The organism is Streptomyces sp. NPDC003284 (assembly GCF_053589675.1).
The window spans coordinates 233185-248323 of the sequence record NZ_JBSFSI010000010.1 but is presented as its reverse complement, the minus strand read 5'-3'; the positions used below and the strand labels follow the sequence as shown (position 1 = coordinate 248323).

Here is a 15139-nt window from a genome sequence, read left to right as displayed (position 1 = left end):
CTCGTCAGTTGGCCCGGGTGGTGCGGTGGTGCGGTGGGACGGCCGGGGCGTTATCCGGTGCCCCGGCGGAGCAGTCGGCGGAGTCTGCCGCGCAGCACGGACGTGGCTCCGCGCCAGCCGGTGGCCAGGCGCAGGGCCAGCGCGCCGGAGTGCGTGGCGTAGGGCTGGACCAGCAGGGCGCCGAACCGCAGGCTCGGCACGACGCTGCGGCGGAGCATGCCGGTGCCCGCCCAGGCGTGTCCGGTCACCGCGCGGCTGGTGCCGTCGGCGAAGTGCACCCGCAGGTGCAGGTCCCAGGTCCCGGCGCCCAGGGCCGCCAGGTCCACGACCGTCTCGGCCCGCCAGGTGTCACCGGTGGGCCGGAGCGGGACCGTGGCGCGCTGGGCCGCGTGGCCCGCCTCGCGGTGGCGCCACTCGGCCTCCAGCGTGCGGGGGCCGGTGGCCGCGACCCTGCCGTACATCTCGTGCAGGCGCAGCCGCAGGACGGTGGTGCGCGTGCTCGGGCGCAGCGCCGCGTCCACCGCGAGCGGCAGCCGGTGCGCGTCCCGGGTCAGATACGGCTCCAGGGTGACCTGGGGCAGGTCCCGGGACCAGACGGGGACGCCGCCCTCGCCGCGCGCGTAGGGCGGGCACAGCCGGGCGGGGCGGGCGGCCAGCTCCTTGAGCCGGGGCAGGTCGCGCGGCTCGGGGGAGGCCAGGATCACCCGGGCCAGCAGCCGGCCGGGCGCGGTCGGCTCGGACGCCCAGTCGGCGGCGTCGTAGCCGCGCAGGTAGGCGCGGGTGTGCGTCCACCAGGCGCGGCGGTACTCGGGATCGCGCAGGCTCAGCTCGCGCGCGTACATGCGCAGCTCATGGTCGAGGAACTTGGCGCGGGCCGCCCGCGCCAGCTCCTTCTGCCCGGCGTTCAGCAGGATGTCGTACGCCTGCTCGCTCGCCTCGGTACGGGCACGCCAGTTCTCGATGCGGGCCCGGTCCAGGGAGATCGACAGCCGTTCGGCGGAGCGGCGCACGTGCCAGAGGTAGACCCGGTCCGGGACGAGGGCCATGCGCGGCGCGGCGGCCAGCATCCGCGCGGTGAAGACGAAGTCCTCGTAGGGGAAGCGGCCCTCGGGGAAACGGATGGCGTGTTCGCGCAGGAAGTCGGTGCGGTACAGCTTGTTGACGCACAGCGTGTCGTGCACGAGCGCGGGCAGCTGCGCGGGGTGGCCGAGGACCGCGCTGTGCGCGTACAGCGCGCTCTGCCAGGGCACGTCGTGCCCGGAGGGCAGCTCGCGGCGTACGCACAGACCGGCCGCGACCTGGGCGTCCTCCGCCTCGGCGGCGGTGAGCAGCGCATGCGTCGCGCCGGGCGGCAGGACGTCGTCGCTGTCGAGGAACATCAGGTACGGGGAGGTCGCCGCGTCGATGCCGGTGTTGCGTGGGCTGCCGCAGCCGCCGCTGTTGGTCCTGCGCCTGATCACCCGCACTCTGGGCTCCTCGGCGGCGAGGCCGAGGAGGAGTTCGTGGGTGCCGTCCGTCGAGCAGTCGTCGACGGCGATGACCTCGCGGACCGCGGGCCCCTGCGCGAGTGCGGAACGCACCGCCTGCGCTATGCGGGCGACGTCGTTGTAACCGATGACGACGATGCTGACGGGCGGGTTCTGGCGGGAATGCGGGTGCATGGAGTCCACGGGCGCGATCGTAGGTGCGGTCGGTTGTCCCCCGTTAAGAGGGACTCAGGGTCCCCTGCGGAAGACGGTGCGGGTCCTGCTCGGGTTGTCTGCGGGGTACCTCCGCCTTCGTCGAGCGCCACAGCCGGACGAACGAGACTACCGTGGCCGCCGCCAGCAGGCCGTTGCGGGCCAGCATCAGCGCGCATCCGGCCCAGGTGGAGGCGGCCACCTGGCCGTAGAGCGTGGGATAGGCGACCGCGCTGACCAGGCAGGCCGGGGCGAGCAGGGCGGCGACGGGGCGCTGGGTCGTGTGCCGTGAGGTGAGACACACCGCGGCGAGTCCGAGCAGCCAGATCATGTACTGCGGGCTGATCACCCGGCTGGTCACGGTGAACAGCAGGGTGGCGCTCAGCGCGGCGTCGCAGGGGGTGTCCGGGGCCTGGCGCCGGGCGCGCAGACGCCAGAGCAGCAGCGTCGCGAGGGCCGCGGCGGACAGCGCCAGGAAGACATGGGCCACGGTGCTGACGTACGGCCCGGTGAACTCCAGCGAGCCGTAGCGGTAGCGGACGACGCCCGGCCAGCCCGCGTGGGTCGCCAGGGCGAGCAGGGTGCCGCCGAACGACTCGATCTGCACCCCGCGCCCGCCCTGCCCGTGCAGGAAGGCCAGCGGATTGCGGAACACCGCGGCGAGCACCAGCGCGGCGAGCGCGCCGGTCCCGGCCGCCCAGGTCCACGCCGAGCGGGTCGTACGGCCCCGCGGGGTGCCCAGCAGCACCAGCGCGGGCCACACCTTCATCAGCGCGCCCAGCGCGGCCAGCGCCCCGCAGGCGCGCGGGGAGCGGCGCAGGGCCAGCAGGGCGAGCACGGCGAAGGCGGTGACCTGGAGGTCGTAGCGGGCGAGCGGGACGTGCAGCAGCAGCGGCAGGCCCAGCGTCCAGCAGCAGGCGCCGCGCAGGCTGCCGCCCGGCCGGGTGCCCGCGCGGGCCAGGGCCGCCGCGATCACCGCGTCCGCGGCCAGGGCGAGCGCCACGAACGCCTGGAAGTACGTCAGCCACGGCAGCAGCGCGGGGGAGAGCAGGACCGGTGCGGCGCCCGGCGGGTACTGCCAGAGCGGGTCGTGCGCGGGGAAGGCGCCGTGCGCCAGCACCAGGTACCAGTGGTGGTACAGCTTCCACACCTCGCGCGCCACGGCGCCGCCGCCCAGCGGGGGCAGCGTGTCGTGGGCGAGCAGTGTCAGCGTCGCCGCGCGGGTGAGGAGCCAGGCGGCCGTCAGGGCGAGGAGGCGGTGTCGCGTCGAGGCGCGGGCCGACGGCCGCGGCACGCTCCGGAAGGCACTCATCACCGCGGATCGTAGACCGCGCCCATGCCCTGTCCGTGCCGATACACGGCCGCAGACGGGTAAGAAGGCGGTAGATGTGGTCAAGCGGGTGTTCCGGGCCCGGGGGAGTCGGGAGTGTGGCGGCCGCGCCCGTCCGCCGGGGGCAGCGGCTCAGCCGCAGTGCGCGGTGCCCTCCGGGTCCGTCGCGTCGGCCGCGGGCCCGGACAGGCCCGGCACCGCCGAGTCCAGGGCGTCGGTGAGCCGGGCGAGGCGGACGTGCAGGTCCTCGATCTCGTCCGGGCCGAGGCCGGTGGCCGCCATGATCCGGGGCGGTACGAGCGCCGCGCGCCCGCGCAGCGCCGTGCCCTCGGCGGTGAGCCGGACCCGGACCGAGCGCTCGTCGTGCGCGCTGCGCTCCCGGGTCACCAGACCGGCCGCCTCCAGCCGCTTGAGCAGCGGGGAGAGGGTCCCGGAGTCGAGGCGCAGCCGCTCGCCGAGCTGTTTGACGGGAATCTCGTCGCGCTCCCACAGCACCAGCATCACCAGGTACTGCGGATAGGTCAGGCCCAGGTCCTTCAGGAGCGAGCGGTAGACGCCGGTGAAGGCGCGCGAGGCGGCGTGCAGCGCGAAGCAGATCTGGTGGTCCAGGCGCAGCCACTCCTCGTCGGGGGCGGGGGTCCGCGGTACCTCGGTCGTCATGTGCCTCAGGGTACCCGAGGTACCTCGCGCATCATTCAGTTGTGCACAACTTGATTGTGTGCTCTACTCGTGGCGCAGAAACCGCAGAAACCGAAACCGCAGCAATCGCAGGAACCGCGGAACCGCGCACCGATGTCTTCCGAGAGGGCTGGATCGCCATGGAAACGCTCTACACCGCCGTCGCCACCGCCACCCACGGCCGCGAGGGCCGCGCCTACAGCTCCGACGGCAAGCTGGACGTGCAGCTCGCCGCGCCCGTGGAGCTGGGCGGCGACGGACAGGGCACCAACCCGGAGCAGATGTTCGCCGCCGGATACGCGGCCTGCTTCGCCGGTGCCCTCGCCGTCGTCGGCCGCCGGGCCAAGGTGGACCTGAGCGACGCCGCGGTCACCGGCGAGGTCGCCTTCGGCAAGAAGGGCGAGGGCTTCGCGCTCGCCGTCACCCTGCGCATCGAGCTGCCCGACACCGTGGACGAGGCCACCGGGCGCGAGCTGGTCGAGCAGGCCCACCAGGTGTGCCCCTACTCCAACGCCACCCGCGGCAACATCCCGGTCGACCTCGTCATCGAGTGACCCGCGCGCACGCTCAGGACGGTGCGAGCCGGTCGTGCCCGGACGCCTGCGCGGGCACCTGGGCGCCGCCGCCCGGCGCCGTCCGCGCGGCGGCCGGGGCGGGCGCGGGCGGCGTCCAGTCCCGCTCGCCCAGCAGCAGCGTGCGCACCACCCGCTCCGCCGCCCAGCCGTCGTCGAACTCGCAGAACCGCGCCCGGAACGCCGCCCGCAGCCGCGCCGACTCCGCGTCCCGCCAGGTCCCCGACGCCAGCAGCCACGCCAGCTCGCGGTAGGAGCGCGCCACATGGCCCGGCGGCTCGGCCCGTACGTCGAAGTACACGCCCCGGCTCGCCGTGTACGCGTCGAAGTCGTCGGCGTGCACCACGATCGGCCGGTCCAGGTTGGCGTAGTCGAACATCAGGGCGGAGTAGTCGGTGACGAGCACATCGGCGGCGAGCAGCACGTCCTCCGCGTACGGCTCGTCCGTCGCGTCCACCAGCACCCCGCGCCGGTGCAGCTCGGCCAGGCCGAGGCCGCGCGCCGGACCGGCCGCGAGCGACGGGTGCAGCCGGACCACGAGGGTGTGCCCCTCGCCCAGGTCGGCGGCGAGCCGGGCGGGATCGAACCGCTCGACGTGCCCGCCGCGCCGGTACTCGCGGCGCGTCGGCGCGTACAGCACCACGGTGTGGTCCGCCGGGACGCCGAGCCGGGCGCGCACCGCCGCCCCGGCGTCCGGCGCCGCGCCCACCAGGACGTCGTTGCGCGGGCTGCCGGTGCGCGCGGAGCCGAAGCGGCACGGGTAGGCGCGCTCCCACACCAGCTCGGAGTGGCGGTTGGCGACCAGGCTGTGGTCCCAGCGGTCGGCCCGGCGCAGCATGCCGGGGACGTCCACGCCGAGCCGGGCGCCGGGCTTGTCCAGCAGATCGGCCCCCATGTACTTCAGCGGCGTCCCCTGGTGCGTCTGGATGTGCACACTGCCGGGCCGCTTGCCGGGGACGTCGGGCCAGTTGACGTTGTTGACGAAGTACGCGGCGCGCGCGGCGAGCTGCCGAAAGCGCGGGCCGCCGGGCACGACGTACTCGGTGCCGGGCGGCAGCAGCCCGGCGAGCCGGGCCCGCTCGGGGTCGCGCACCACCCACACCCCGCGCAGCTGCGGGGCGATCTCCCGGGCCCTGCGGTACACGGCGGCCGGGTCGCCGAGCACCCCGCGGTGCGAGAAGGCCGAGTACAGGACCAGGTCCTCGGCCGGCGGCCGGCGGGCGTGCAGCGCGCCCCAGCCGTCCTTGGCCCGGCGCGCCGCGGCCCGGCGGACCTGCCGCGCCCGACGGCCCGCCTCCCGCCGCGCCCGCGCGGCCTGCCGCCGCAGCGCGTACGCCGCGTAGCCGCCCTCCAGGACCCGCAGTCCGTCGGGCACGGGCGCCCCGGCGGGCCGGTGCGCGGCGAACAGCTCGGCCGTGCGGCGGAAGAACTCCGGCTTGTCGGCCGGGGGCACCCGGTCCGGCTTGGCCAGGATGTCGAGGCAGTGCTCGCCCGCCTTGCGGTGCAGGTACGGCCGCCAGGACGCGAGGTCGGGCCGCTCGTCCAGATACGCGAACACCCGCTCGTACTGGTCGTGGATGTCGAAGTGCTTGCGGCTGGTGGTGGACAGGATGCTGCCCTGGCGGCGCTGGCGGTAGTTCAGGCAGATCCGGTCCAGCACGGCGATCCGGTCCGCGGTGAGCAGCACCGGGAAGGTCCAGGGCGTGTCCTCGTAGTAGCCCGGTGGGAAGGCGAAGCCGTGCTTGCCGACGAAGTCGCGCCGGTACAGCTTGTTCCACACCACCATCAGCAGATCGAGGATCTCCGGGCGCTCGGCCGCGGTGAAGGTCCCCGCGCCGCCCGCCTCGGCCAGCACCCGTGCCAGGGCGTTGCGGCGCGTGCCGCCCCACCAGTAGGTGCGCGCGTAGTCGAAGACCAGCACGTCCGGGTCGTCGGTCTCGGCCAGCCGGTCCGCCATGGCGCGCAGCGCGCCCGGGGTGAGCGTGTCGTCGCTGTCGAGGAAGAAGAGGAAGTCGCCGGTGGCCCGCTCCGCCCCCGCGTTGCGGGCGCGGCCCAGACCGGCGTTCTCCGGCAGGTGCAGCACGCGCACGCGCGCGTCGCGCGCCGCGTACTCGTCGAGGATCGCGCCGGAGCCGTCCGGGGAGCAGTCGTCGACGGCGATCACCTCGACGTCCCGGAAGGACTGCCCGAGGACCGAGTCGAGGCACTCGCGCAGGAAGCCCTGCACCTGGAAGCAGGGGACGATGATGCTGAAGCGGGGCACTGCTGTCGTCAGCTCCTCACGAACGGGGCGGCGGACCTCGGGAAGGGCACGGCGGCCGGGGCCGGGGTGCGCGCGGCGAGCGGGACCACGGGCGGCAGCGCCTTCTCCGGCTCGCCGAGGAACACCCGGCGCACCACCCGCTCGGCGGCCCGCCCGTCGTCGAAGGCGCAGAACCGCTCCCGGAACGCCGCCCGCAGCGCCGTCGACCGGGGCCCGGCGAACGCGCCGTCGCGAAAGAGGCCGGCCAGCTCGCCGGGGGTGCGCGCCACCGGTCCCGGCGGGGTCTCCAGCAGGTCGAAGCAGACGCCCCGCGTCTCGCGGTACACCTCCCAGTCGTCGGCGTACACGACGACCGGGCGGTCCAGGACGGCGTAGTCGAACATGATCGACGAGTAGTCGGTGACCAGCGCGTCGGCGGCCAGGCACACCTCCTCCGTGGAGCGGTGCCCGGTCACGTCGATGACCCGGCCGCTGCCCGCGCGCCCGCCCCGGTCGTAGAAGTAGTGGGCGCGCAGCAGGACGACGACGTCGTCACCCGCCGCCGCGCAGAACTCCTCCAGGTCCAGGCCCGGTGCGAAGCCGGTGCGGTGGTCGCGGTGGGTGGGGGCGTACAGCACGGCCGTCGCGCCCTCGGGCACGCCCAGCGCGCGCCGGATCGCGGCCACCTCCCGCGCACCGGCCGTCAGCAGCAGGTCGTTGCGCGGATAGCCGTACTCCAGCGTCTCGTACGCGCCCGGGAAGGCCCGCTCCCACACCTCGGTGGAGTGCCGGTTGGCGGACAGGTTGTGGTCCCAGCGGTCCACCCGGCGCAGCAGCCGGGTGAAGCTGCCCGACTGCGCCGCGACCACCGGGTACACCGACTGGTCGCAGCCCATCGTCTTCAGCGGGGTGCCGTGCTGGGTCTGGAGGTGCACGCTGCCGGGCCGCTTGACGACGGCGTCCGCGAAGTTGGCGTTGTTCACCAGGTACTTGGCGCGGGCCAGCACCTTCCAGTACCGCGGGCTGCCGATCACCGCGTGGTCGACGCCCTCGGGCAGGGTGTGCTCCTGGCCCGCCTCGACCAGGAACACCCCCCGCAGCTGCGGGGCGAGTTCGCGGGCCCTGGCGTGCAGCGCGGCCGGATTGCAGGCGTAGCCGCGCCCCCAGTAGGCGCAGTACACGACGAGGCGCTCGTCGAGCGGCCGGTGCAGGTGCCAGCGGTAGCCGAGGCGGGCGCGCACCCGGCGCAGGGCAGCGGCGGCCGTACGGCCCGCCCGCGCGGACCGTGCGGCGGGCCCGGCGGCGGCGCCCAGCGCGCGCAGCGCCGGGTACGCGCCGGTGGCGAGCAGCCGGTGCGCCGCGCCCGCGGCGCCCGCGGGCGGCCGGAACCCGGCCGGGCGGTGCGCGCGGTACAGCGCGCGGGCGGCGCGCGAAAACGCCCGGCGGCGCCCGGCGGGCAGCCGCTCCGGATGCCGGGCCGTCTCCACGACCAGCTCCATGACGTGCGCGAACAGCGGCGCGTACCGCTCGGCGGGCAGGCCCGCCTCCGTGGCCCGGACGAGCACCCGCTCCGACTGGTCGAGGAGGTCGAAGTGGTGCTCGCCCGGGAGTCCGAGCCTGCTGCCCCGGCGGCGCAGCAGATGCCGTACGACGCTCTCGCGCAGCACCGCGACCCGCTCGGCGGCGAGCACCGCGCGCACGCCCCAGCCGAGGTCGGTGTGGTGGCCGCAGGAGAAGACGAGGCCGTGGGCGCTCACGAAGGCCCGGCGGTGGACGGCGCTCCACGCGGGCAGCCCCGCACCGGTCAGCCGGGGGGCGTCGGCGGGCGCGAAGACGCCGTCGGGCAGCGATCCGCCGGTGTCCCCGGCCGGGGGCACCCGCTCGGCCGTCCCCTCCCACCAGGGCGTCCGCTCGTGCGCGCAGTACAGCACGTCGACATCGCCGGTCTCGGCCAGCCGCCCGGCCAGCGCGGTCAGCGCACCCGGCGCGAGCACGTCGTCGCCGTCGAGGAACAGCAGATAGGCGCCGGTCGCCGCAGCCGTGCCCGCGTTGCGCGCGCCGCCCAGACCGGCGGACGGCGGCGAGTGCACGGGCCGCACCCGCGAGTCCCGGCGGGCGTGGTCGGCGGCCACGCCCGCGGCCGGGGCACCGGGCCCGTCGCAGACCGGGATCAGCTCGAAGTCGCCGTAGGACTGGGCGAGGACGGAGTCCAGCGCCAGGGACAGCCTGCCCGCCACGCCGTGGGACGGGACGATGATGCTGAAGCGGGGCATCCTGCTCTCTCTCCAGTGGCTCGCGGGGGACGGCTCAGTGGCTCTCGTGGACGGTCTGGGGGCCCGCGGGCGGGGGCACGGTGGCCAGCCGGGACCTGGCCCGGACGGCCGCGGCCCGCGACGGCACCGGACGGCGCTCGGCGAGCGGCACGACGGGCGGCAGCCCCGCCGCCTCGTCCCGCTGCCCGAGCACCACATGGCGCACCACCCGCTCGGCGGCGCGCCCGTCGTCCAGCGGGCAGAACCGCTCCCGGAAGGCGGCCCGCAGCCGCGCGGAGCGGGAGCCGTGCCAGTGGCCGCCGGTGAGGATGTCGACGAGTTCGTCGGCGGTGCGGGCGACCGCGCCGGGCGGCTCGGCGCGCACGTCGAAGTAGGTGCCGCGGGCCGCCTCGTACGCCGCCCAGTCGTCGGTCAGCAGCACGATCGGGCGGTCGAGCACGGCGTAGTCGAACATGATCGACGAGTAGTCCGTGAGCAGAGCGTCGGAGGCCAGGCACAGCTCCTCGACGCTCGGGTGCCCGCTGACGTCGACGACTCGGCCGCCCGCCGCCGGGGCCCGGTGCGCGGACGGGGCCGGGCCGCCGGTGAGCGGGGCCTCGGCCAGGTAGTGGGCGCGGGCCAGGACGACGAAGCGGGGGCCCAGCCGGTGCGCGAAGCGCTCCAGGTCCAGCGCGGGCCGCTGGGTGCGGCGGTAGTCGCGGTGGGTCGGCGCGTACAGCAGCGCCACCACGTCGTCCGGGATGCCCAGGGACGCGCGCAGCGCCGCCACGTCCGCCGAGGTCGCCCGCTGGAAGATGTCGTCGCGCGGGCAGCCGTACTCCAGCGTGGTGTACCGGCCGGGGTAGACGCGCTCCCAGGTCAGCGTGGTGTGCCGGTTGCCGGAGACGACGTAGTCCCACTTGTCGACGCCGCGCAGCAGCTCGGCGAAGTCCATGCCGCGGGCCGCCGCCGGGTGCTCCTGGAGGTCCAGGCCCATGTGCTTGAGCGGGGTGCCGTGCTGGGTCTGCACGAACACCTGGCCGCGCCGCTTGACCAGACGGCGGTCGAAGTTGACGTTGTTGACCAGGTACTTGGAGCGGGCCAGCGCCGTCCAGTACGCGGCCGTGCCCGGGGTGAGCCGACGGGTGCCGGGCGGGGTGCGGCCGTGGTGGCCGGGCCGGGCGATCCACGCGGTGCGGATGTGCGGCGCCAGCGCGCGGAACGCCGCCTCCAGCGCCCCCGGGCTGCACCCGTGCCCGCGCCCCCAGTACGCGGCGAACACCGCCCGGTCGGCGCGCACCGGCAGGCACAGCTGGATCCGGTAGTGCGCCTGGAGCAGGGCGGCGCGCAGCGCCCGCAGGCAGCGCAGACCGCCTCGGGCCACCCGGCGGCGCAGCGTCATCGCCAGCCGCAGCCCGCGGAAGACGCGGTGCAGGCCGAGCCGGACCAGGGCGTGCCGCAGCCGGGTCCGCGGGGCGAGGCGGGCCCCCGGGCAGCGGTGGCGGCGGTAGTACGTCCGGGCCAGGCGCAGGAACTCGGCGCGGCTGCCGCGCGGCAGCCGGCCGGGGCGGGTGAACACCGTCGTGAGGTGGTCGACCATGCGCCGGAACAGCACCGGCCGCCAGGCGGCCAGTCCGGGACGCCGGTCCAGGAAGGCGAAGACCCGGTCGTACTGCGCGAACACATCGAAGTGGCGGCGGCTCGTGGTGCCCAGGATGCTGCCCCGGCGCCGCTGCCGGTAGTGCACGCAGACCCGGTCCAGGGTCGCGATCGACCCGGCCGCCAGCAGCGCCGGGTACGTCCAGGGCGTGTCCTCGTAGTAGCCGTCCGGGAAGGCGAGTTCCTCGCGGCGCACGAAGTCGCGGCGGTACGCCTTGTTCCAGGCCACCATCAGCACCCGCAGCAGGTCGGGGCGGTCGGCCAGCCGGAAGGGCGCCGGGCCCTCCTGGCACAGCAGGCCGCCGGCCGGGTCGGGCTCGGGCCGGCCGGTCCAGTCGGTGCGGGCGAAGCCGTAGACCAGGACGTCGGGTTCACCGGTCTCCTTGAGCCGGGCGGCGATCGCCCACAGCGCCTCGGGGGTGAGGGTGTCGTCGCTGTCCAGGAAGAGCAGGTACTCGCCGGTGGCGCGGGCCATGCCCGCGTTGCGGGCGGCGCCCAGGCCCTGGTTCTCCTCCAGGTGGATCGCGCGCACGCGCGGGTCGCGGGCGGCGAACTCGTCGATGATCTCCCCGCAGGCGTCCGGTGAGCAGTCGTCCACGGCGATCAGTTCGAGGTCCATGAAGGACTGGGAGAGCACGGACTCCAGGCACGCGTGCAGATACGCCTGGACCCGGTACGCGGGGACGATGACACTGAACCTGGGCAACGGGACATCCAAGGGTCGCGCGGGCGGTCGGTGCTGCCGTGCCCGGAAACGGCCGATGGAGTGAATTGGTTACGGTTCGCTACGGCATACGGGGGACCGTGGGTGAACGCAAGGGGGCGGACCGGCGTCGGTCCGCCCCCTTGCGCCGTACGCGGCCGCCCACGCGGCTACTTGACCGCGCCCGCCATCACGCCGGACACGAACTGCCGCTGGAAGGCGAAGAACACGGCCAGCGGAATCACCATCGAGATGAACGCGCCCGGCGCCAGCACGTCGACGTTGTTGCCGAACTGGCGCACCTGGGTCTGGAGGGCCACCGTGATCGGCTGGGTGCCGGACTTGGTGAACACCAGCGCGACCAGCATGTCGTTCCACACCCACAGGAACTGGAAGATGCCGAGGCTCGCGATGGCCGGACCGCCCAGCGGCAGCACGACCCGGGCGAACAGGCGCAGTTCACCGGCGCCGTCGAGGCGGGCCGCCTCCAGCAGTTCGCGCGGGATCTCCGCGAAGAAGTTCCGCAGCAGGAACACCGCGAACGGCAGTCCGAAGCCGGTGTGGAACAGGATCACCCCGAAGATGGTCCCGAACAGGCCGATCTTCCCGAAGAGTTCGGCGATCGGGATGAGCGCCACCTGCACCGGCACGACCAGCAGGCCCACCACGGCCAGGAACCACCAGTCGCGGCCCGGGAACTCCATCCAGGCGAACGCGTAACCGGCCAGCGAGCCGACCACGACCACCAGGACCGTCGCCGGGACGGTGATCAGGGCGGTGTTGAGCAGGGAATGGGTGATGTCGCCGTTCTCCAGCAGCTTCCGGTAGCTGCCGAAGGTCAGCTGGGAGGGCCGGGTGAACACGGTCCACCAGCCGCTCGCGCTCATGTCCTCGGGGGAGCGCAGCGAGGACAGCAGCAGCCCGATCGTGGGGACCAGCCAGAACAGGCCCACCAGGATCAGGACCACCCGCACCACGCTCCCGCCCGCGATCTCCGCGAGCCGGGAGCCGAGCGGGCGGCGGGCCCGCGCGGGCGGCACGGGCACCGCCCGCGCCTCGGTGACCGCCTCGGCCGTCATCGCCGCACCTCCCGCCGCAGCCGCCGCATGTTGCTGTGTCCTTCCGGGGGACGACCCCCGGACCCCCGGCAGAACGCATGGGGCGCCCTCATCGCCGCACCTCCCGCCGCAGCCGCCGCATGTTGAACACCATCACCGGGATCACCAGGAGCAGCAGGAACACCGAGATCGCACTGGCCACGCCGGGGCGGCCCTCGGAGAAGCCCTTGCGGTACAGCTCCAGGGCCAGCACGTTGGCGTCGTCCTGCGAGGAGCCGGGCGCGATGATGAAGACCAGGTCGAAGATCTTCAGTACGTTGATCATCAGAGTGACCGCGACGACCGCGAGCACCGGCGCCAGCAGCGGCACGGTGATCCGGCGGAACACCTGCCACTCGTTGGCCCCGTCCACCCGGGCGGCCTCCAGCAGCTCCCGCGGCACGCCCGCGAGCCCCGCCGCGATCAGCACCATGGCGAACCCGGCCCACATCCACACGTACGCGCCGATGATGGCCGGGGTGACCAGCGACGGGCCCAGCCAGTCCACGCCGTTGTACGGGGCCTTGAAGTTGTCGGCGGGCAGCCGCAGCAGGGCGCCGTCGGCGGACGCGGGCAGCGTGAAGGTGCCGTCGGCGGCGGCCTTCGTGCGGGCCACCACCGCACCGTCCTTGACCGCCTCGATCCGCATGCCGTCGTAGCCCAGTTCGGACGGGTCGACCGCGCCGGGCCGGCCGACACCCTTGCCGCGGGTGAAGTCCTGCCAGGCGGTGCCGGTGATCTTCCCCGGGTCGGCCGTCGCCTCGGCGGCCCGATTCGCGCCGTCCGGCATCTGGTCGGGGGCGACCCCGACCAGCGGCAGCGCCACCGGCCGTCCGGTGTGCACCGGCCGCGCGGTGAGGAAGCCGCCGTGGTCGGGCCTGAGCGGCGAGTCGCGGCCCGGGTGGGCCTTCGGGAACGCCGAGGACCGCGCGAACGTGTCGTGGACGCCGACCCACACCGCGTTGGCGACGCCCTTGTCCGGGTCCTGGTCGTACACCAGCCGGAAGATGATCCCGGCCGCGAGCATCGAGATGGCCATCGGCATGAAGACGACCAGCTTGAACGCCGTGCCCCAGCGCACCCGTTCGGTCAGCACCGCGAAGACCAGCCCGAGCGCGGTGGCCACCGCCGGGGCGGCCACCAACCAGATGATGTTGTTCTTCAGCGCGGTGCGGATGCCGTCGTCGGTGAACAGGGCCCTGTAGTTGTCGAACCCGGCGAAGGAGTCGCCCGAGGAGTCGTAGAAGCTGCGGACGAGCGAGTACCCGATCGGGTAGACCACGAGCGCGCCGAGCAGTACCAGGGCGGGCAGCAGGAACAGCACCGCCACGGTCCTGCGGGTGCCGGTCACGCTCTTGCGCTTCGGCGGAGGGGCGGAGGGGGGCGCGGTGCTCCCGGCGACCCCCTCGGCGGCGGCCGGCGTCATCGCCGGATCAGCTCCCGCCGCCGTACGCCGCCGCCGCGTCCTTCTCCAGCTTCGCCTGGGTGCCCGCGACGTCCGACGGGTTCTTCAGGAAGTCCTGGAGGTCCTTCCACTCGCCCTTGCCGGGCGTGCCGCCGAACGCCTGCGGGGCCTGGTCGGACATGTCGAAGCGGAAGTCGTCGCCGGACGCGACCAGCGCCTTGGCGATCTTGCGCTGCACGTCGTTCGGGTACGCCGACTCCGGCACGTTCTTGTTCGGCGAGAGATAGCCGCCGAGCTTCGCCTGGATGATCGCCGCGTCCGACGAGGCCAGGAAGGTGACCAGGGCCTGCGCCGCCTTGGAGTCCTTGAAGACCACCGCCGCGTCGCCGCCGGAGACCACCGGCGCGCTCGCGCCCACGGCCGGGAACGGGAACACCTTGGCGTCCGTGCCCACCTTCGCCTTGGTCTCGCCGATGTTGACCTGCGCGAAGTCGCCCTCGTAGACCATGGCGGCCTTCGGCTGGTCGCCGCCGGTGAAGGTCTGGGTGACCGACGCCGGGAACTCCACCTGGAGCGCGCCGCTCTGCCCGCCCGCGACATAGTCCTTCTTGGACCAGATCTGCGCGAGCGTGGTGAGGGCCTGCCCGACGGACGGGTCCGTCCACTTGATCCTGTGCTGGGCGAGCTGGTCGTACTTCTCGGGGCCCGCCTGGGACAGATAGACGTTCTCGAACCAGTCGGTGAGGGTCCACCCGTCGGCGCCGCCCACGGAGAACGGCGTCACCCCGGAGTCGTAGACCGTCTGCGCGGTGGCCAGCAGGTCCTTCCAGGTCTTGGGCTCGCCCGCCCCCGCGTTCTCGAAGACCTTGGCGTTGTACCAGATCAGCGACTTGTTGGCGGCCTTGTAGTAGGCGGCGTACTGCTTGCCGTCGACCTTGCCGATGTCCTGCCAGCCCTGCGAGTAGTTCTTGGCGAGCTGCGCCTGGGCCTCGGCGCCGAGCGGTTTGGCCCACTTCTTCTCCACGGCCTGCCGGACGGCGCCCGGCTGCGGGAGCAGCGCCACGTCCGGCGGCTGGCCACCGGCGATCTTCGAACCGAGGAAGTTGATGATCGGGTCCTGCGCGGGGACGAAGGTGACCTTGGCGCCGGTGCGCCGGGTGAACTCCGCGAGGACCTTCTTGAAGTTGGCCTGCTCGGCGCCGGTCCAGACGGCGGCCACCTCCAGGGAGGCGCCGTCCAGCCGGGGCAGGGTGACGGTGGCGCCGCTCCCGCCGTCCCCGCCGGACGCACCGCTGCCGGGGCTCGCGTCGGCCTTCTTGTCGTCGTCCGAACCGCCGCACGCGGTCAGGGAGAGCGCCAGCGCCCCGGCGACGGCGACCGCCGCGAGTCTGGCGGAGGAGCGGGTGGTGCGGCTGGTGCGGCCGGTTCGGGTGGCTTGGCTGGTGCGGCTGGTTCGGGTGTTTCGGGTGATGGACCTGGCGGACCGTACGGTCCGGATGGTGCCGCTCGTGCTGCGCATCAC

At 74.3% G+C, this 15139-nt stretch carries 10 protein-coding genes; 1 reads left to right on the top strand and 9 read right to left on the bottom strand.

Annotated features, from left to right (window positions below):
• Window positions 1-50 precede the first annotated feature (50 nt).
• The 3 genes from ACWDYF_RS22475 to ACWDYF_RS22465 form a co-directional block, all read right to left on the bottom strand.
• Complete coding sequence (locus ACWDYF_RS22475) at window positions 51-1661, bottom strand: glycosyltransferase family 2 protein (protein WP_026252147.1); 1611 nt, start codon at window positions 1659-1661, stop codon at window positions 51-53.
• A 43-nt stretch (window positions 1662-1704) separates the two neighbouring features.
• Window positions 1705-2991 carry a glycosyltransferase 87 family protein gene (locus tag ACWDYF_RS22470; protein ID WP_381740588.1) on the bottom strand — a complete coding sequence of 429 codons (1287 nt, stop codon included), beginning with the start codon at window positions 2989-2991 and terminating at the stop codon, window positions 1705-1707.
• Window positions 2992-3141: 150 nt separating this feature from the next.
• Window positions 3142-3669 (bottom strand): MarR family winged helix-turn-helix transcriptional regulator, encoded by a 528-nt coding sequence (locus ACWDYF_RS22465; protein ID WP_389465805.1) that lies wholly within the window; start codon window positions 3667-3669, stop codon window positions 3142-3144.
• A 158-nt stretch (window positions 3670-3827) separates the two neighbouring features.
• Here ACWDYF_RS22465 and ACWDYF_RS22460 point away from each other — a divergent pair, with 158 nt between their 5' ends.
• A complete protein-coding gene (locus ACWDYF_RS22460; RefSeq protein WP_381740592.1) occupies window positions 3828-4241 on the top strand; it encodes an organic hydroperoxide resistance protein in 414 nt (137 codons plus the stop codon).
• Window positions 4242-4254: 13 nt separating this feature from the next.
• Here the strand turns inward: ACWDYF_RS22460 and ACWDYF_RS22455 are convergent, their stop codons facing one another.
• From ACWDYF_RS22455 to ACWDYF_RS22430, 6 genes are all read right to left on the bottom strand, one after another.
• On the bottom strand, window positions 4255-6522 hold the full coding sequence (locus ACWDYF_RS22455) for a bifunctional glycosyltransferase/CDP-glycerol:glycerophosphate glycerophosphotransferase (RefSeq protein ID WP_389465808.1): 2268 nt from the start codon (window positions 6520-6522) through the stop codon (window positions 4255-4257).
• A gap of 8 nt (window positions 6523-6530) precedes the next feature.
• Window positions 6531-8774, bottom strand: coding sequence for a bifunctional glycosyltransferase family 2 protein/CDP-glycerol:glycerophosphate glycerophosphotransferase (locus tag ACWDYF_RS22450; protein ID WP_389465811.1), 2244 nt, complete (start codon window positions 8772-8774; stop codon window positions 6531-6533).
• 34 nt (window positions 8775-8808) lie between these two features.
• Window positions 8809-11118, bottom strand: a complete 2310-nt coding sequence (locus tag ACWDYF_RS22445; protein WP_389465814.1) for a bifunctional glycosyltransferase/CDP-glycerol:glycerophosphate glycerophosphotransferase — start codon at window positions 11116-11118, stop codon at window positions 8809-8811.
• Between the two features lie 167 nt (window positions 11119-11285).
• Window positions 11286-12194: a carbohydrate ABC transporter permease gene (locus ACWDYF_RS22440; protein ID WP_381740596.1), complete on the bottom strand. Its 909-nt coding sequence runs from the start codon at window positions 12192-12194 to the stop codon at window positions 11286-11288.
• 88 nt (window positions 12195-12282) lie between these two features.
• Window positions 12283-13563 carry a carbohydrate ABC transporter permease gene (locus ACWDYF_RS22435; protein WP_389466196.1) on the bottom strand — a complete coding sequence of 427 codons (1281 nt, stop codon included), beginning with the start codon at window positions 13561-13563 and terminating at the stop codon, window positions 12283-12285.
• An 82-nt stretch (window positions 13564-13645) separates the two neighbouring features.
• Window positions 13646-15136 carry an ABC transporter substrate-binding protein gene (locus ACWDYF_RS22430; RefSeq protein WP_389465818.1) on the bottom strand — a complete coding sequence of 497 codons (1491 nt, stop codon included), beginning with the start codon at window positions 15134-15136 and terminating at the stop codon, window positions 13646-13648.
• Window positions 15137-15139 lie beyond the last annotated feature (3 nt).